The sequence below is a fragment of the Gemmobacter aquatilis genome (assembly GCF_900110025.1).
Classification (GTDB): domain Bacteria; phylum Pseudomonadota; class Alphaproteobacteria; order Rhodobacterales; family Rhodobacteraceae; genus Gemmobacter; species Gemmobacter aquatilis.
On record NZ_FOCE01000002.1, the window covers coordinates 590,552 to 608,679 of the forward strand.

General features: G+C 66.2%; 17 protein-coding genes. 4 read left to right on the plus strand and 13 right to left on the minus strand.

Annotated elements, in window-relative coordinates; all coding sequences use genetic code 11:
- Positions 1 to 4: 4 nt before the first annotated feature.
- Complete coding sequence (locus tag BMX43_RS06620; RefSeq protein ID WP_245749393.1) at positions 5 to 1,555, minus strand: pyruvate kinase; 1,551 nt, start codon at positions 1,553 to 1,555, stop codon at positions 5 to 7.
- Positions 1,556 to 1,746: 191 nt separating this feature from the next.
- Here BMX43_RS06620 and BMX43_RS06625 point away from each other — a divergent pair, with 191 nt between their 5' ends.
- From BMX43_RS06625 to ptsP, 3 genes are all read left to right on the plus strand, one after another.
- Positions 1,747 to 2,637 carry a bestrophin family protein gene (locus tag BMX43_RS06625; RefSeq protein ID WP_091298798.1) on the plus strand — a complete coding sequence of 297 codons (891 nt, stop codon included), beginning with the start codon at positions 1,747 to 1,749 and terminating at the stop codon, positions 2,635 to 2,637.
- An 88-nt stretch (positions 2,638 to 2,725) separates the two neighbouring features.
- Positions 2,726 to 3,985 (plus strand): aspartate kinase, encoded by a 1,260-nt coding sequence (locus BMX43_RS06630; protein ID WP_091298801.1) that lies wholly within the window; start codon positions 2,726 to 2,728, stop codon positions 3,983 to 3,985.
- Between the two features lie 204 nt (positions 3,986 to 4,189).
- Positions 4,190 to 6,433 (plus strand): phosphoenolpyruvate--protein phosphotransferase, encoded by a 2,244-nt coding sequence (gene ptsP / locus BMX43_RS06635; protein ID WP_091298805.1) that lies wholly within the window; start codon positions 4,190 to 4,192, stop codon positions 6,431 to 6,433.
- Positions 6,434 to 6,511: 78 nt separating this feature from the next.
- Here ptsP and BMX43_RS06640 read toward each other — a convergent pair whose 3' ends face one another.
- Both BMX43_RS06640 and BMX43_RS06645 read right to left on the minus strand, forming a co-directional pair.
- Complete coding sequence (locus BMX43_RS06640) at positions 6,512 to 7,285, minus strand: EcsC family protein (RefSeq protein WP_091298808.1); 774 nt, start codon at positions 7,283 to 7,285, stop codon at positions 6,512 to 6,514.
- Positions 7,286 to 7,330: 45 nt separating this feature from the next.
- Complete coding sequence (locus BMX43_RS06645; RefSeq protein ID WP_091299158.1) at positions 7,331 to 7,819, minus strand: GNAT family N-acetyltransferase; 489 nt, start codon at positions 7,817 to 7,819, stop codon at positions 7,331 to 7,333.
- 173 nt (positions 7,820 to 7,992) lie between these two features.
- On the opposite strand from BMX43_RS06645, the gene BMX43_RS06650 reads away from it, so the two are divergent.
- Positions 7,993 to 8,865, plus strand: a complete 873-nt coding sequence (locus tag BMX43_RS06650) for an S-methyl-5'-thioadenosine phosphorylase (protein WP_091298812.1) — start codon at positions 7,993 to 7,995, stop codon at positions 8,863 to 8,865.
- Positions 8,866 to 9,157: 292 nt separating this feature from the next.
- Here BMX43_RS06650 and BMX43_RS06655 read toward each other — a convergent pair whose 3' ends face one another.
- The 10 genes from BMX43_RS06655 to coxB form a co-directional block, all read right to left on the minus strand.
- Entirely contained in the window at positions 9,158 to 10,552 is a 1,395-nt protein-coding gene (locus tag BMX43_RS06655) for an FAD-binding oxidoreductase (RefSeq protein WP_091298815.1), read from the minus strand.
- Positions 10,553 to 10,577: 25 nt separating this feature from the next.
- Positions 10,578 to 11,162: a GNAT family N-acetyltransferase gene (locus tag BMX43_RS06660; protein ID WP_091298818.1), complete on the minus strand. Its 585-nt coding sequence runs from the start codon at positions 11,160 to 11,162 to the stop codon at positions 10,578 to 10,580.
- The gene (locus BMX43_RS06665) at positions 11,162 to 12,421 is read right to left on the minus strand and encodes a M16 family metallopeptidase (protein ID WP_091298821.1); all 1,260 of its coding nucleotides are present in this window, start codon (positions 12,419 to 12,421) and stop codon (positions 11,162 to 11,164) included. Before BMX43_RS06665 ends, BMX43_RS06660 begins: the two co-directional genes overlap by 1 nt.
- On the minus strand, positions 12,418 to 13,803 hold the full coding sequence (gene thrC, locus BMX43_RS06670; RefSeq protein ID WP_091298825.1) for a threonine synthase: 1,386 nt from the start codon (positions 13,801 to 13,803) through the stop codon (positions 12,418 to 12,420). The genes BMX43_RS06665 and thrC overlap by 4 nt, the downstream gene beginning before the upstream one ends.
- Positions 13,804 to 13,812: 9 nt before the next feature.
- Positions 13,813 to 14,478 carry an SURF1 family protein gene (locus BMX43_RS06675; RefSeq protein WP_091299162.1) on the minus strand — a complete coding sequence of 222 codons (666 nt, stop codon included), beginning with the start codon at positions 14,476 to 14,478 and terminating at the stop codon, positions 13,813 to 13,815.
- Between the two features lie 98 nt (positions 14,479 to 14,576).
- Positions 14,577 to 15,377 carry a cytochrome c oxidase subunit 3 gene (locus tag BMX43_RS06680; RefSeq protein WP_091298827.1) on the minus strand — a complete coding sequence of 267 codons (801 nt, stop codon included), beginning with the start codon at positions 15,375 to 15,377 and terminating at the stop codon, positions 14,577 to 14,579.
- Positions 15,378 to 15,399: 22 nt separating this feature from the next.
- Positions 15,400 to 15,975 (minus strand): cytochrome c oxidase assembly protein, encoded by a 576-nt coding sequence (locus tag BMX43_RS06685; RefSeq protein ID WP_091298830.1) that lies wholly within the window; start codon positions 15,973 to 15,975, stop codon positions 15,400 to 15,402.
- Entirely contained in the window at positions 15,972 to 16,172 is a 201-nt protein-coding gene (locus BMX43_RS06690; RefSeq protein ID WP_091298833.1) for a hypothetical protein, read from the minus strand. The genes BMX43_RS06685 and BMX43_RS06690 overlap by 4 nt, the downstream gene beginning before the upstream one ends.
- A 1-nt stretch (position 16,173) precedes the next feature.
- Positions 16,174 to 17,121 carry a heme o synthase gene (gene cyoE, locus BMX43_RS06695; RefSeq protein ID WP_091298836.1) on the minus strand — a complete coding sequence of 316 codons (948 nt, stop codon included), beginning with the start codon at positions 17,119 to 17,121 and terminating at the stop codon, positions 16,174 to 16,176.
- Between the two features lie 74 nt (positions 17,122 to 17,195).
- A complete protein-coding gene (gene coxB, locus BMX43_RS06700; protein ID WP_425431778.1) occupies positions 17,196 to 18,056 on the minus strand; it encodes a cytochrome c oxidase subunit II in 861 nt (286 codons plus the stop codon).
- Between the last annotated feature and the right edge of the window lie 72 nt (positions 18,057 to 18,128).

Consider the following 18,128-nt stretch of genomic DNA (forward strand, 5'->3'; position numbering starts at 1 on the left):
CGCCTCACCCCTGCCGCCACAGGCCCAGCGGGCCAAGCCGCGCGCGTTTCTTGTGCTGGTGGCGCTCCATCCGCCCCAGCACGCCGCGCAGGAAGGCCACGGCCTTTACCGCATGGGGGCCTTTGTTCAGCATCACCGCCTCGGCGCGCTGGCTCATCGCGGCATCGGTGACCTCGGCCCGCGTGGCCTGCCCCTCTTTCACCAGCGTCTCCAGCACCTGTGTCGCCCAGACCACCGGCACCTGTGCTGCCTCGCACAGCCACAGGATTTCCTCCTGAATCTCCGACAGCCGGTCAAAGCCGATTTCCACCGCCAGATCGCCGCGCGCGATCATCACCGCCACCGGCACCCGCCCGCCTGCCGCCACGATCAGATCGGGCAGGTTGCGCAGCGCCAGCGGAGTCTCGATCTTCAAGAGCAGCGCGGGCAGCGGCGCACCGTCGCAGCGCACCGCCATTTCTGCCAGCAGGGTTTCGACATCGGCCACCGTCTGCACAAAGGAATAGGCCACGATATCGGCATGGGGCAGCACGAAATCCAGCGCCGCGCGATCCTCGTCGGTCAGCGCGGGCACATCCAGATGCGCGCCGGGCAGGTTCACGCCCTTTTCCACCTTCAGCCGCATCCCCTTTTCGGGGGCCTGCGTCACCTTCAGCCGCGCGATGCCTTCGGCCACATGTTGCACCCGGGCGCGCAGCTTGCCGTCGTCGATCGACACTTCGCTGCCCACGACCAGCGCCTCCGCCAGCGCAGGATGGCTCAGCCGCAGCGCCAGTTCGCCGCGTGGCGCCTTGGCCCCCGCCTGCAGGATCAGGAAGGTGTCGCCCTCGCCCAGCCGTTCTTTCTCGTCGCCGTGCAGTTTCTGGATGCGAAACTTCGGCCCGCCCAGATCCATCGACACCGGCAGCCGCCGCCCCAGCACCGCCTCCGCCGCGCGGATATGGTGGATCATCGCCGCCCACATCTCGGACGTGTCATGGGCACAGTTGATACGGAAACAATCCGCCCCCTGCTGCGCCATCTGCAGCACCAGATCCGGCAGATCCGCCGCCACCCCCGGCAGAGTGACCATGATCCGCGTGCCCGGACCTGTGGAGCCCCCCCCGAACAGCGCATCCCGACGCGCCTCCAGCACGGCGTCGCCGCCTGAAATCGTCGCCGGATCGGGAAAGTTGGCGGGGGCGGCCCCCGTCAGGGCCGCCAGCACCGCGATCACCGCATCGACCGAAGGGCGCACATGCCCGTCGAGCCTGCCCAGCGTCGAAAGCCCCAGTTGCGCCAGCCGGTCCTGCAGATCGGCCAGATCGGCCCCGCGCAGAGCCAGCCAATCCGCCAGATTGCGGGCCGAGGCGCCGAACTCGGCCCGTTGCAACATCGGCGCCCAGGCCGCCATGCGGCGGTCGGCCTGCAGATCCATATCGCAGCGCAGCGCGATCAGATCACGCAGCAGCGCCGTGACGGCCACTCTCTGGCCCGCCGCCATGGTCACATCAGCCCCCGGTTGCCAGATGTCGCGCCCAACCCCAGCCTGCCCGCTTTCGCCCGCTTGGTCCACCGCCCTCGCCCCCATTGCCGCACCCCGCGACCGTCCGCCGCCCCTTTGGCCGCTAGCAGGCCAACACGACAGCTATGTGTCAGACGCCGTGGCGGCACGGCGTCATCTTGTCTCAGCCACCTGCCCCCTTGCGGTGTGTCCCCGCCCCGCCCTAGGAAGGCAGTCCGTCCAAATCCACCGGGAACCCCGCCATGATCGTCCGTGACAAGCCGAACGCGCTGCACCTGCTGTTTGCCGTGCGTGGCTCTGTCCTGCCGCATATCGCACCTGCGCTGATGATTATGATCAGCCTATCGGTGGCGCTGGTGCTGTGGGATCGTCATATCAGCCAGCTGCCGCATCTGAACAGTCAGCCCTTCGCCATGTTCGGCGTGGCCCTGTCGCTGTTTCTGGGCTTTCGCAACAACGCCGCCTATGACCGCTGGTGGGAGGCGCGCAAACTCTGGGGCGCGCTGGTTGCCGATGCGCGGGCTTTGGCGCGCGAGGCCGAACTGTTCCTGCCCGATCCCGCCACGCGCCAGTTGCTGCTGCGCCGCTTCCGCGCCTTTCTGCACCTGCATCGCTGTGCCTTGCGTGGCATCGCGCTGGACGAGGCAGCACTGCGCCAGCGCAACGCCGCACACCTGACCGCCACCCAGCCCGATGCCGCGCTGACCGAAATGAACGCGGCTCTGGCCGAGGCCTATCGCGCAGGCACGCTCAGCGGCTTTGGCGCGCAGACCCTTTCGGCCCGCATGGCCGCGATCAGCCTTGCCCAAGCCAGCTGCGAGCGGATCAAGCTGACACCGCTGCCCTATGTCTATTCGCTGCTGATCTTCCGCACGAGCTGGATCTACTGCCTGCTGCTGCCGCTGGCCCTGCTGGAAACCGCAGGCTGGCTGACGCCGGTCTTTACCGCCATTGTCGGGTATTCCTTCTTCGGTCTGGCCGAAGTCACCGAGGAATTGGCCCATCCCTTCGGCCAGACGGCCAATGCCCTGCCGCTGGATGCCATTTGCCGCGCCGTGGAAATCTCGCTGGCGCCGCATCTGGACGAAACCGCCCCCCCGCCCCTTCTGCCGCAAAACTACCGGCTGGACTGATCGGCGCCTTGCGACCTGCTAGTGCTTGCGCCCCCCCCGGCTTCTGTTATGTAGCCCCCGTTTGCAATGGCAGGAACGGGGGGTGGCCATGCCGCTTCTGGTGATGAAATTCGGCGGCACCTCGGTGGCCGATATCGCGCGGATCGAAAACGCCGCGAAGAAAGTGCAGAAAGAGGTCGAGCGCGGCTATGACGTGATCGTCATCGTCTCGGCCATGTCCGGCAAGACCAATGAACTGGTCGGCTGGGTCGAAGGCACGTCGAAACTGTATGACGCCCGCGAATATGACGCGGTTGTCTCCAGCGGCGAGAATGTGACCGCCGGCCTGATGGCGCTGCGCCTGCAGGAAATGGGCGTTCCGGCGCGCAGCTGGCAGGGTTGGCAGGTGCCGATCAACACCACCTCCGCCCATAGCTCGGCCCGTTTCGTGTCGATTCCGCGCGACAATATCGACGCGAAATTCGCCGAAGGCTTCAAGGTCGCGGTTGTCGCGGGTTTTCAGGGCGTCAGCCATGAAGGCCGGATCACCACGCTGGGCCGGGGCGGTTCCGACACCACCGCCGTCGCCTTCGCCGCCGCCTTTGGCGCCGAACGCTGCGACATCTATACTGATGTGGATGGCGTCTATACCACCGACCCGCGCATCACCTCCAAAGCCCGCAAGCTGGAAAAGATCGCCTTCGAGGAGATGCTGGAACTGGCTTCCCTCGGCGCCAAGGTGCTGCAGACCCGCTCGGTCGAGCTGGCGATGCGCTACAAGGTGCGTCTGCGCGTGCTGTCCTCGTTCGAGGATACCGACGAAACTTCTGGAACCCTGGTCTGCGACGAGGAGGAAATCATGGAATCGAAAGTCGTCTCTGGCGTGGCCTATTCGCGCGATGAAGCGAAGATCACCCTCGTCACCGTCGAAGACCGCCCCGGCATCGCCGCCGCGATCTTCGGCCCGCTGTCCGAAGCGGGGGTGAACGTGGATATGATCGTTCAGAACATCTCGGAAAAAGACTATGAAGATCACCCCGGCGCGGTGACCGACATGACCTTCTCTTGCCCGATCAATCAGGTCGCGCGCGCGCAGAAGGCGATGGAAGATGCCAAGGCCGCAGGCCTGATCAAATATGACGAACTGGTGGTGGACAGCGATGTCGCCAAGGTTTCGGTCGTGGGCATCGGGATGCGCAGCCATGCCGGCGTCGCCGCCACCATGTTCAAGGCGCTGGCCGCCGAGAATGTGAACATCAAGGTCATCGCCACCTCCGAAATCAAGATCTCGGTGCTGATTGACCGCAAATACATGGAACTGGCCGTGCAGGCGCTGCACGACGCGTTCGAGCTGGAAAAATCTGCCTGAATTCAGGCTGTTTGCCATATCGGGCCGCCCCGCAGCGATGCGTGGGCGGCCTTTCTCTTGTCCGTATCGCCACCGCTCTGCCCGTTCCTTCGGCGACGCCATGCCAGCGCGACACCACAACCCGCGCGACCCCGTTCCGTTTCCGCGCGACATATGATCTAAGGAAGCTGCCGGCAAACGACGGGACGGGATACTGGAAGCGAGATGACCGAACGCAGCGAAAGTGACAGCCGCAAACTGCTCAGGCGCTTGCGCGACAGTCTGGCGCTGCAGGGCAAGGGGCAGGACCGGCTGGACCGGATCACCCATCTGATCGCCGATTCCATGCGCACCGAAGTCTGCTCGATCTACCTGTTCCGCGACAGCGACACGCTGGAACTCTGCGCGACCGAGGGGCTGAAGAAAGAGGCCGTCCACCAGACACGCATGAAGCTGGGCGAAGGGCTGGTGGGCCGCGTCGCCCGCACCGCCACGCCGGTGAATACCGCCGATGCCCCGGCGGAAAAGGGCTTCCGCTACATGCCTGAAACCGGGGAGGAAATTTATTCCTCGTTCCTCGGCGTGCCGATCCAGCGGGTGGGCGAACGGCTGGGCGTGCTGGTTGTGCAGTCGAAAACCGCGCGGCAATTCTCGGATGACGAGGTTTATGCGCTGGAAGTCGTGGCCATGGTGGTGGCCGAGATGACCGAACTCGGTGCCTTCCTTGGCGATGGCGACGCGATGACGGCGCTGCACAAACAACCCAAGCTGTTCCGCGGCGCCACTGGGCAGGAAGGTGCCGCCGAAGGCCATGTCTGGCTGCACGAACCGCGCGTGGTGGTCACCAACCCCGTCGCCGACGACCCGCTGACCGAAATCGACCGCATCCGCGAGGCGGTGGGCCAGTTGCGCGTGTCGATCGACGATCTGCTCAGCGCCGAAAGTCTGGACAAGGAACAGCGGCAGGTGCTGGATGCCTACCGCATGTTCGCCAATTCGCGCGGCTGGCTGAAACGGATGGAGGAAGACATCGCGCGCGGCCTGTCCGCCGAAGCGGCGGTGGAAAAGGAACAATCGGCGGCGCGCGCCCGCATGGAACAGGTGCCCGACGCCTATCTGCGCGAACGGCTGAACGATCTGGACGACCTGTCGAACCGCCTGCTGCGCATCCTCACCGGGCAGGGCAGCGATACCGGCGCCACCCTGCCCGACGACCCGATCCTCGTGGCCCGCAATATCGGCCCGGCTGAATTGCTGGAATACGGGCGCAAGCTGAAGGGCGTGGTGCTGGAGGAAGGCTCGGTCGGCAGCCATGCCGCAATCGTGGCACGGGCGCTGGCGATCCCGCTGGTGATCCATGCCGAACGGATTCAGGGCGAGGCGCTGAACGGCGATCACATCCTTGTCGATGGCGACACGGGCCTCGTGCATCTGCGCCCCGACGACACCGTGGCCCGCAGTTTCCGCGACAAGATGGCGATGCAGGCCAAGGCGCAGGAGCGCTATGCCAGCCTGCGCACCCTGCCTGCGCAATCGAAATGCGGCACCACCACCCGGCTGCTGATGAATGCCGGGCTGATGGCCGATCTGCCCTCGATCGAAAGCTCGGGGGCCGAAGGCGTGGGCCTGTTCCGCACCGAATTGCAATTCCTCGTGCGCAACCAGATGCCCAAACGCGACGAGCTGGCCAAGCTTTACGCCCGGGTGATGGATGCCGCAAAGGGCCGCCCCGTGGCCTTCCGCACGCTGGACATCGGGTCCGACAAGGTGCTGCCCTACATGAAGCCGCAGGACGAGCCGAACCCCGCGATGGGCTGGCGCGCGATCCGCGTCGGGCTGGACAAGCGCGGCGTGCTGCGGATGCAATTGCAGGCGCTGATCCGGGCGGCAGCAGGGCGGTCACTGAAGGTGATGTTCCCCTTCATCTCGGAATACAGCGAATTTGCCGCCGCACGGGAAGAGCTGCTGCGCCAGCGTGACCGCGAGGCGGCCCTTGGCCGCGTGGTGCCCGCCGAATTGCGCATCGGTGCCATGCTGGAAACACCAAGCCTTGCCTTCGCGCCGCGCGCGTTTTTCGATCAGGCCGATTTCATCTCGGTCGGGGGCAATGACCTCAAGCAGTTTTTCTTCGCGGCGGACCGTGAAAACGAACGGGTGCGCAAGCGGTATGACACGCTGAACCTCAGCTTTCTGGGCTTTCTGGAGCAGATCGTGGCGCGCTGCGACGAAAGCGGCACCGCGCTGTCCTATTGCGGCGAAGATGCCGGACGCCCGGTGGAGGCGCTGTGCTTTGCCGCGCTGGGCGTGCGCACGCTGTCGATGCGCCCCGCCTCGATTGGCCCGGTAAAGGCGCTGTTGCGGCAGGTGGATCTGCGCGAGGCCCGCGCGGTGATCGAGTCAGCAAGGCGGCAAGGCGCCGAGACGGCGCGACCCGCGCTGATGGAGTGGCTGGCCACCCTGCCGGAATAGGCGGATGCAGAAAGAGGGGGCGCTGCCCCCGTCGCCTGCGGCGCCTCCCCCGGAGTATTTTTGCCAGGATGAAAGGGATCAGTCGGCGCGCAGCAGCGGGCGGACGGCCAGTGCCTCGGCAAAGCGGCGTTGCACCCGGTCGGGGTCATGGTCGCGGGCCAATCGCAGCAGCGCAAAGCGGATGCGCGCCAGTTCACGGTAGTGGTTGAGGAAGGCCGCGTTCAGCGCGGCCCCCGACAGCGCGCCCAGCACAGGCACCGCCTGTGCGGCGAGTTTCTGGCTCAGCGCGGCGGCAATCTTTGGCGCAAGGCTGGCGATGAGCTTTTGCAGCGCAGGCCCGCTCAGTGCCAGCCGGGCGCCGATGAAGGCGGTGTCGATGCCGTCATCCCCCGCAGCGGGGCTGCCCGAGGCGAAAACGCGCAGGATTTCGGCCCGGACCCAAGGCTCGGTCGCGTCAAACCCTTCGGCCTCGGCGGCACCGCGAATGGCGTTGAGGATCAGCGTGATGGTCAGCGGCAATTCGGCCAGCGAGGTGAAGATGCCGCCGGCGCCGCCCGCAGCCCCTGACAGGGCGGCGGCCAGCGGCGCGCCCGCCGGGCCAAGATCGGGGGCATGGCGGCCAAGGGCGGTGGCGGCAAAAGCCCGGTCCAGCGTGGCAAGGGTCGCCGCGTCGATCTGGCGGCGCAACCCTTCGGGCAGCAGCGCAAGGCGGCTTTCCAGCGAGCCGCCCAGCTTGTTGAGCAGGGAAATCAGCGGCCCACCGCCCCGCCGGGCGCGTTTCGCCAGCAGGGCGATTTCAACTTCGGGGAAAGGGTCGCGCGGCAGGGCCGGCAGGGGGGCATCATCGCTCATGGCCTGCAAGGTAAGGGCGGGGGCGCGCGGCTTCAATAGCGCAGATCAGGCGCGGGCGCGCGTCACCGGCCCTGTCACGCCGTTCCACGCGCCGCGCACCAGATCCAGCCCCAGCACGCGGTCGGGGTTGGTGGGCGGCGGCATCACCACGCCCTCCAGCTTGCGAAAGCCGAAACGCGCGTAATAGGGGGCATCGCCCACCAGCATGACCCGCTCCCAGCCCAGACGGCGGGCTTCAGCGAGGCTTTCATAGATCAGCAACCCGCCCAGCCCCTCGCCCTGCCGGGTCGGGTGTACCGCCACCGGGCCCAGCAGCAGCACGTCATGGTCGCCCACCTCGGCAGGCCAATAGCGGATCGCGGCGGCCAGTGTGCCGGTCTCGTCGCGCAGCACCAGGCACAGCGGCGCCACCGTCGCCACCCCGTCGCGCAGCCGGTAGGACGACAGCGCCGTGCGCCCCGGTGCAAAGCACAGGTCATACAGCGCCTCGACCTCCCACCAGTCGGCCTCGGTTTCCTCTTCGAGCTGATACATCGCGCGCCCCGACCGTGACTTGCCGCCCGCCGGGCAGGCCTTGCCCGGAGGAATCATTCGGTTCGCCGGGTAACATGCAAGGGTGACAGGGAAAAGGCGGAATGTCCGCGGGCGGCTTGTTGCTTGCGGCAGCGCGGCGAGCCGCTAATCTTGCCGCAAACAGGAGGGCGGTGATGCAGCGCAGGATCGGGGTGATCGGCGGGTCCGGGGTCTATCAGATCAGCGGGCTGGACGGGGCACAGTGGCGGCGGGTCGATACGCCCTGGGGCGCACCCTCGGACGAGATCCTCACCGGGCGGCTGGCGGGGGTGGAGATGGCATTTCTGCCCCGCCATGGGCGCGGCCATGTGCATAGCCCGGCCTCGGTGCCGTTCCGCGCCAATATCGACGCGCTGAAACGGCTGGGCTGCACCGAGGTGATTGCCGTCTCTGCCGTCGGTTCGCTGCGCGCGGATTTTCGCCCCGGTGACATGGTGGTGCTGGACCAGTTCATCGACCGCACCAGCGGGCGGGCCGGGTCGTTCTTCGGCACCGGCTGCGTGGCGCATGTCAGCCTTGCCGATCCGACCTGCGCGGCCTTGTCTGCCGCCTGCACGCAGGCGCTGCGGGCCGGTGGGGCCACGGTGCATGAGGGCGGCACCTATCTGGCGATGGAGGGGCCGCAGTTTTCCACCCGCGCGGAATCGCGGCTCTATCGCAGTTGGGGCTGCGATGTGATCGGCATGACGGCGATGCCCGAGGCGCGGCTCGCCCGCGAGGCAGAGCTGTGCTACGCCTCGGTCGCCATGGTGACGGATTACGATTGCTGGCACGACGGCCATGGCGCGGTGGATGTGGCGCAGGTGATCGCGGTGCTGACCGCCAATGCGGGCACTGCCAAGGCGATGATCGCGGCGCTGCCCGGCCTGCTGGGGCCTGCGCGCGCGCCCTGCCCCTGTGGCTGCGACCGCGCGCTGGATCACGCGCTGATGACCGCGCCCGAGCGGCGCGACCCGGCCCTGCTGGCGCGGCTGGATGCCGTGGCCGGGCGGGTGCTGGCACCGTGAGCGCGACCTGTCTGCCGATCATGGTAACCGATTGTTAACCCGACTCGGGCTACAGAGGGGTCAGCCGGGGCTTACCCACCCCGGTCCGGGCGCTGCTTGCAAACACACCCAACCCTAACCCCACCCCGCCGGCCCCAACCGGCGGGGTTCTTCTTTGCGGGCCCGGCCTTCGGGGGCATCGAGCCCCCTCAGGCCGATTGCCATGGCAGGCGGCACGGGCGTCGCGCTTGCCGGGCGTTGCTGTGGCGGGGGCGTTGATTTTGAGTATTTGGACCAAGGTGAAAAGGATGGGTCAGGCGCGCAGCACCGCACCGGGGTTCAGGATGCCCTGCGGGTCCAGCGCCGTTTTGATCGCACGCATGGCGGCGAGTTTGGCCGGGTCGCCATAGCGTTCCAGATCGCCGACCTTCAGGCGGCCCACGCCATGTTCGGCGCTGACCGAGCCGCCGCGCGCATGAACCAGATCATGGATGCAGCGCTTTACCGCCTCGCGCTGGTGTTCGTGATCCTGACGGCTGTGGCCGGGGCACGGGAAGACGTTGTAATGCAGGTTGCCGTCGCCCAGATGGCCGAAGCAGTTGATGCGGAAACGGTCGATCTGCGCCAGCGCCGGGCCGGCTTCGGAGAGGAAGCCCGGGATTTCCGACAAAGGCAGCGAAATGTCATGCGACGACACCGCGCCGATGCGGCGGTTCGCGGCGGGGATGGCCTCGCGCAGCGCCCAGAAACCGGCGCGCTGGCTGTCGGATTGGGCGATCACCCCATCCGTCACCAGATCGCCCGCCGCCACGGCCAGATCGGCCAGCGCCGCGGCAGGGTCCATCCCGGCGGGCAGGCCCAGTTCGACCAGCACCATCCAACCGGGCGCGGGGGCGAAGGGCTGGCGCACCTCGGGCATGGTTTCGCTGAGGAAATCGAGGCCCTGGCGGTGGATCAGCTCGAAGGCCGACACCATGCCGGGGAAGAGGCTTTGGGTCAGCGCCAGCAGGTGCAGCGCCGCGTCCGGACCGGGCACCACGAGGAAGGCCGCCCCTTCGGCGCCGGGCTGGGGGAACAGCTTCAGGCTGGCCGCCGTCAGGATGCCAAGGCTGCCCTCGGCCCCGATCAGCAGGTTGCGCAGGTCATAGCCGGTATTGTCCTTGCGCAGCCGCTTGAGGCCCTGCAGCACCGATCCATCGGCCAGCACTGCCTCCACCCCCAGACAGAGGTCGCGCGCATTGCCATAGCGCAGCACATTCACCCCGCCCGCATTGGTGGACAGCACCCCGCCGATCCGCGCCGTGCCCTGCGAGGCGATGTGCAGCGGGAACAGCCGCCCCGCCTGTGCCGCCGCCGCCTGCACCTCGGCCAGCGTGCACCCTGCCTCGGCCACCAGCACGTTTTCTTCCGGATAGACCGCGCGGATCGCCCGCATCCGCTCCAGCGACAGCAACAGGGGCATCGGGCCTTCGGTCATCACCTGCCCGCCGACCAGCCCGGTGCCGCCGCCCAGCGGCACCACGCCCACGCGGGCGGCGGCACAGGCGCGGATCACCTCGGCCACCTCGGCGGCATTGCGCGGGCAGGCGACCGCCGCCCCCTGCCCCGTCCAGCGCCCGCGCGGCTCTTCGACATCGGCGGGGCGTACGGCGCGCAACACGGCTTGCGGCAGACGGTTCAGGAAATCGGCATCGGCGGGGGTCAGCATCGGCACCTCTTGTGACTGGACCGGCTCAGCCCGCATCCGTGCGCCCGCGCCGATCCGAACGCAGGTTGGCGTAAAGCACATGGTTGCGCCAGCGGCCTGCGATCTGCAGATAACTTTGCGCCACACCTTCATATTTGAAGCCGGTCCGTTCCAGCACCCCGCGCGAGGGCAGGTTTTCCGGCAGGCAGGCCGCCTCGATCCGGCTCAGGTCCAGCACGGTGAAGGCGTGATGCACCAGCGCCAGAATCGCCTCGCGCATATAGCCCTGCCGCGCATGGGGCTGGCCGATCCAGTAGCCCAGCGTCCCCGCCTGCACCGGGCCACGGCGGATATTGTCCAGCGTGATCGCGCCCAGCAGCGCCTGATCCTCGCGCCGGATCAGCATCACCGGCAGCGCCGTGCCCTGCGCCATCGCCCGCCGCGCCCAGTAGACCCGGTTGGTAAACGCCTTGCGCGTCAGGTGATCGGGCGCCCAGACCGGCTCCCACGGGCTGAGAAAGGCGGCACTGTCCGCCCGCAGCCGCGACCAGTCCCGGTAATCGCCATGTTCCGGTGGCCGCAGCGTCAACCGCTCCGTCTCGATGCGGACCTTGCGGCGCAAGCCAAACATCAGGCGGCCAGACCTTTCCGGATTGCCTCCAGCCCCGGCGCATCCGATACCGGGCCATACAGCGCCAGAGCCGCCGGTGCAGCGCAAAGCTCGCCCGCATAGCGGCGCACATCCGCCGTGCTGACCGCGTCGATCTTGGCCACCGCCTCGTCCACATCGGGCACCCGGCCCCAGATCGCCAGCAGCCGGGCATTGCGTTCGGCCCGCGACGAGGGGCTTTCAAGCCCCATCAGCAGCCCGGCCTTCAACTGTGCCCGCGCGCGGGCCACCTCGGCCTCGGTCATGTCATCGGCGGCGCGTTTCAGCTCGGAAATGGTCAGGTGTGTCAGATCGCCGATTTCGGCGGCGCTGGTGCCCGCATAGACGGTGATCGAGCCGGTATCCTCATAGGCGCCCGATTGCGCGAAGATCGAATAGCACAGCCCCCGCTCCTCGCGGATCTTCTGGAACAGCCGCGAGGACATGCCGCCGCCCATCACCGTCGCATAGACCTGCGCAGTATAGACATCGGGGTGCCGATAGCCCGGCGCCTCGAAGGACAGGGCGAAATGCACCTGTTCCAGATCCTTGACCTCGCGCCGTTCGGCGCCGCCAAAGCGGGCGAGTTCGACATTCGGCGCGCCAACCGGGGTCAGCCCGCCGAAGATCGCCGTCGCCTGCGCCACGATGGCCTCATGGTCCACCCCGCCCGAGGCTGACAGGATCATCTGATCCGGCCCGTAATGTTCGCGCACGAACTGCACCAGATCGTCGCGGGTGAAATTCGCCACCCGCTCTTCCAGCCCCAGAATGGTGCGGCCAAACGGCTGATCGGGGTAGCTGACTTCCTGCAACCAGTCGAAAATGATGTCGTCGGGCGTATCCAGCGCCTGCCCGATTTCCTGCAGGATCACATGGCGCTCCGTCTCGATCTCTTTCGGATCGAACACCGGGTTCAGCACGATGTCGGAAATCACATCCAGTGCCAGCGCCACATCCGCGCTCAGCACCCGCGCATAATAGGCGGTCATCTCTTTCGAGGTATAGGCGTTGATATAGCCGCCCACATCCTCGATCTCTTCCGCGATCTGCAGCGATGTGCGCTTCGCCGTGCCCTTGAACGCCATATGTTCCAGGAAATGCGCGATGCCGTTCTGCTCGATCCGCTCGTGGCGCCCGCCCGCCGTGACCCAGATCCCGACAGAGGCGGATTTCAGCCCCGGCATGTCCTCGGTCACGATGCGAAAGCCGTTGGGCAGGGTAGCGATCTTCAGGGTCAACGCGCGATCCTTTCGCGGATGAGGGTTTGCAGCGCGGCCAGGTCATTGGGCACGCGTGTCACGCGCTCGTCCCGGTCGAACAGGTCAGACATGCGCGGCGGCAGTCCGGGGCGCAGGCCCACGGCGCGTTCCACCGCATCAGGGAATTTCGCCGGGTGCGCCGTGGCCAGCGTGATCATCGGCACCGCGCCCAGATGCTCCTCCGCCACCTTCACGCCCACGGCACTATGCGGGCACAGCACCTCGCCCGTTGCAGCAAACTGCGCCTGGATGGTGGCCAGAGTCTCCTCCTCGGAACAGCGGCCCGAGGCGAAAGTGGCGCGCAGCATTTCCAGCGCGCCCTGGCTGATCTTGAACCCGCCCGCCTTCAGTTCCGCCATCAGCGCGGCCACCGCCGCCCCGTCGCGCCCGTAAGCATCGAACAGCACGCGTTCAAAGTTGGAACTGACCTGAATATCCATCGAAGGCGAGATCGACGGCTTCACCCCGTCCATCGCATAGGCACCCGATTTCATCGCCCGGTCCAGAATGTCGTTCTGGTTGGTGGCGATCACCAGTTGCGCAATCGGCAGGCCCATCTGACGGGCGATATAGCCCGCGAAGATGTCGCCGAAATTGCCGGTCGGCACGGTGAAGCTGACTTCCCGATGCGGCGCCCCCAGCGACACGGCGCTGGAGAAGTAGTAAACCACCTGCGCCAGCACCCGCGCCCAATTGATGCTGTTCACCCCCGCCAGCCGCACGCCATCGCGGAAGGCGAAATCGTTGAACATGTCCTTCACACGGGCCTGACAATCGTCGAAATCGCCATCCATCGCCAGCGCATGAACATTCGCCTCGGACGGCGTGGTCATCTGGCGGCGCTGCACATCGGACACCCGGCCATGCGGGAACAGGATGAACACATCCACATTCGCCAGCCCGCGAAACGCCTCGATCGCCGCCGACCCGGTATCGCCCGAGGTCGCGCCGACAATGGTGATCCGCTCGCCCGATTTCGCCAGCGCCGCCTGCATCATCTGCCCGATGAGCTGCATGGCGAAATCCTTGAAGGCCAGCGTCGGCCCGTGGAACAGCTCCAGCAGGAAATGGTTGGGGCCAAGCTGCACCAAGGGCGCCCGCGCCGCATGGCCAAACCCGGCATAGGCCTGCGCAAGCAGCGTGCGGAACTCCGCCTCGGTGAAGGTGCCGCCCAGATAGGGCCACATCACGCGGAACGCGATCTCCTCATAGGGCAGGCTCGCCAGCGCCGCGATCTCGTCCGGGCGCATCTGCGGCACCGTTTCGGGCACATACAGCCCGCCATCGCGGGCCAGCCCGGTCATCATCGCTTCGCTGAAAGACAGAATCGGCGCCTGCCCACGGGTGGAGATATAGTGCATTGCGAAACCTCACGCGTTCCGGCGTCTGATACGCCAGAGAAACAGAACTGTCATCCCCAGCCAACCAAGCGCCAGCGAAAACCACGTCGCCGCATAGCCGAGATGATCATTGGGAATGGAGGATGTATCGACCGGTAGCGGTTCGATCTGCGGCACGACCGGATCGCGCGCGACAATCAGCACCGGGTCGGCGCGCAGCGCTTGCGCCATCGCGGGCACATCGCGGGCGAACCACAGCCCGGTCTTCGCATCCGGCTTCGGGGTGTAGCTGTCCACCTCCGACGGCCAGTGCAGATTGCCCAGCACCCGCACCGCCGCCTGCGGCAGATCGACCGCCTCGCCCTCGGCCACAAAGCCCAGATCGACCAGCACGCGCCGCCCGCCCGTCTCCATCACCGCGATCCGCCGATAGCCCGCCCCCACCATCTTGCGGCTGGCCAGCACGCGCAGCCCCTCGCCCGTCAGCACGCCTTCGGCCTGCACCGGCAGATAGCGGTCGCGCGGGTCTTGCGGATCTGCGGGCAGCGGCACCGGATCGGCCACGATCCGCGCCTCGATCTCGGCCAGCACGGCCTGTTTCCACTGCAGGCGCTGCATCTGCCATGTGCCCAAGCTGATCAGGATCGCAGCCCCGATCAGCCCGAACAGCAGCGGCAGGATCATCCGGCGATTCATCGCGCGCTCCTGAAAAAGCGAAAAGCGCGTGCCCATAACAGGCCCGCGCTTCCGAGGGAAGGGCAAAGCGCCGGGTCGCCCCGGCGCGGCCGGTTTACTTACTGGCCCCAGACGTAGACGGCGGCGAACAGGAACAGCCAGACCACGTCCACGAAGTGCCAGTACCAGGCGGCCGCTTCGAACCCGATATGCGCTTCCGGGGTGAAATGGCCCTTCAGCGCGCGGATCAGGCAGACGGTCAGGAAGATCGTGCCGATGATGACGTGGAAGCCGTGGAACCCGGTCGCCATGAAGAAGTTCGCGCCATAGATGTTGCCCGCGAAACCGAAGGCGGCATGGCTGTATTCGTAGGCCTGGAAGAAGGTGAAGATCACCCCCAGAACGATGGCGATGATCAGCCCGTTCACCAGATCCTTGCGGTTGTTCTCATGCACCAGCGCGTGGTGGGCCCAGGTCGCCGCCGCACCCGAGCACAGCAGGATCAGCGTGTTGATGATCGGCAGGTGCCACGGGTCGAAGGTCTGGATGCCTTCCGGCGGGAACACGCCGTCCACGATCGGGCTCAGCGGCCCCATCGGGTACAGCGCGTGCTTGAAGAAGCTCCAGAACCACGCCGCAAAGAACATGACTTCCGACATGATGAACATGATGAAGCCATAGCGCAGGCCGATCTTCACCACCGGGGTATGATCACCTGCATGGGCCTCGGACACCACATCGGCCCACCAGCCGAACATGACGTAAAGCACACCGACAAAGCCCACCAAGCACATCCAGGGGCCCTGGCCGTGCATCCACAGCACCCCGCCGAACAGCATGACGAAAGCCGCGACCGCGCCGAGAAACGGCCAGATCGACGGGGGCAGAACGTGGTAGTCGTGGTTCTTGGCGTGGGCCATTTTGGGTTCCCTCGTTGTCTTGTCAGTTGACGGCGCCCGGCGCCGGGGCGGTCAGTGCCGCCTGATCTGCCGGAATCGCGGTTTCGTGGAACGTGTAGGAAAGCGTGATTTCCTTCACGAACTTGCCCTCGGGATCGGTCACGATCTCGGGGTCTACATAAAAGGTCACGGGCATGATCGCAGTCTCGCCCGGTGCCAGAACCTGCTGCTCGAAGCAGAAACAGGCAATCTTGGTGAAATAGCCGCCCGCACTGTCGGGCGTCACGTTATAGCTCGCCGTGCCGGCAACCACCCGGTCGGTGGGGTTGTGCGCTTCATAGAAGGCCAGCCCGGTCTCGCCGATCTTCACCTTCATCGACACTTGCTGCGGCTTGAAATCCCACGGCATCCCCGCCTCTTTCGAGGCGTCGAACCAGACGGTCACTTCGCGGTCCAGCACAACATCCGGCGCCTTGGCCGATACGCCCACGGTTCCGGCGTAACCCGTCACCTTGCAGAACCAGTTGTAGAACGGCACGGCGGCGAAGCTGAGGCTCAGCATCCCTGCCGCAACGCCGACCAGCATCAGGCCGGTTTTCTTCTGCGGAGAGACACTCATCCGTTGCCCCCCGGCTGCGGCGCGGGCGTCATTTCCGGGCGCACCACATGGTCGAAGCCCTGCATCGGGTCGCCATTGGTCACCTTCACCACGGTCAGCCCGAAGACCAGCGCGACAAACCCCGCCAGCACCAGCCCAAGGCCCAGATTGCGCCCGAAGCGCCGCTTGTAAATCTCATGTTCCGGTTTGAACGCCATCTTACCAGCCCCCCATGCCCCAAGGTTTCAGTGCCGCTTCGGCAAGGAAGGCCCCGAAATGCAGGAAAAGATACAGGATCGAGAATTTGAACACCGACTTTTCGGTGGCATAGCCATCCGCCTCGGCCACCGCCTCGTCGCGCCGCCAGATCCGCCACGCGCCCCACAGGAAGCCCGCATTCAGCAGCGCCGACACCGCCAGATAGATCGGCCCGCCGATCGAGGTGAACCCAGCCGCCAGCGCGCAAGGCACCAGAGCGATGGTATAAACCAGAATGTGGTTGCGCGTCACGCGCTTGCCATGGGTCACCGTCAGCATCGGCACCCCGGCCTTTTCGTAGTCAGAATTCATGAACAGCGCCAGCGACCAGAAATGCGGCGGCGTCCACATGAAGATCAGCAGGAACATCAGGCAGGCTTCCAGCGACACCGAACCCGTCGCAGCCACCCAGCCCACCATGGGCGGGAAGGCCCCCGCCGCACCACCGATCACGATGTTCTGCGGCGTCGACCGCTTCAGCCACATCGAATAGACCACGGCATAGAAGAAGATCGTGAAGGCCAGCAACGCCCCGGCCATGATATTGGCGGCCAGCGACAGCATCATCACCGACAGGCCCGACAGCGCAAGGCCAAGCCCCAGCGCCTCGCCCGGCTGCACCAGGCCCGCCGGGATCGGGCGGCCCTTGGTGCGGCGCATCACCTGATCAATGTCCGCATCCCACCACATGTTCAGCGCGCCCGAGGCCCCAGCCCCCAGCGCAATGAACAGCACCGAGGTAAAGGCCACGAACGGATGCACATGCACCGGGGCCACCAGCAGCCCGACCAGTGCGGTGAACACGACCAGCGACATGACACGCGGCTTCAGCAGCGCAACATAATCGCCAAAGCCCGCCTCGACCGGGCCGGCCTCTGTCATGCCGCCATTGGCGTTGATGTCGCTCATGTTCTTCCGTCCCTCGGTTGGATCAGGCGGCGGGGCGCCCTGCCCCGCCGCCCGCCTGCCTTTGCGTCACGCGATCAGTTGTTCGCGGCGACCTGAATGGTGGCCGGTGCGGCGATGGACGACAGTTGCACGTCGCCACCCTTGGCCTTGGCCAGCCATTCGTCATATTTCGCCTGCGACACCACCTTGACGGTGATCGGCATGTAAGCGTGGTCCTTGCCGCACAGTTCCGAACACTGGCCGAAGAACACGCCTTCCATTTCCGCCTTGAACCACAGCTGCGCCAGACGGCCCGGCACCGCATCCTGCTTCACGCCGAAAGCCGGGATCGTCCAGCTGTGGATCACGTCGGCGCCGGTGACCTGCATCACGACGGTCTTGCCCACCGGCACCACCACGGCAGTATCGGTCGCCAGCAGGTAATCGCTGTCGGCATAGCCATACTGGGCCAGCTGATCGCGTTCCAGCTTGAAGCTGTCGAACGCCACATCCTCGCCGATATATTCATAGCCCCAGTACCACTGATAGCCGGTCACCTTGATGGTGATGTCCGCGGTCGGGATTTCCTGCTGCTTGAACAGCACCGGCAGCGAGAAGGCGCCGATGAAGACAAGGATGATGATCGGGACGATGGTCCACGCGATCTCGATCGGGGTATTGTGGGTGAAGGTCGCAGGCTTCGGATTGGCACGGCGGTTGAAGCGGATGAAGCTGTAGACCATCAGCGCCGTGACGAAGATCACGATGGCGCCGATGATATACAGCAGCATGTGGTCCAGCCCCTGCAGTTCACGGGCAAGTTCCGTCGCTGCAGGCTGGAAGCCCATCAAACCGTCCTTCGGATGGCCGATCACCGGCAGCTCCTGCGCAAAGGCGGCGCTTGCGGTGGCGGTCATGCCCAGAGCGAGACCGGAAAGGTTCTTCATGAGTCGCATGTTCGTATCCCGTTCGAAGTGCGGCTTTTTGTCCGCTTCTCGGTCCTGCCCGAAACTCGGGCAGAATCCCGT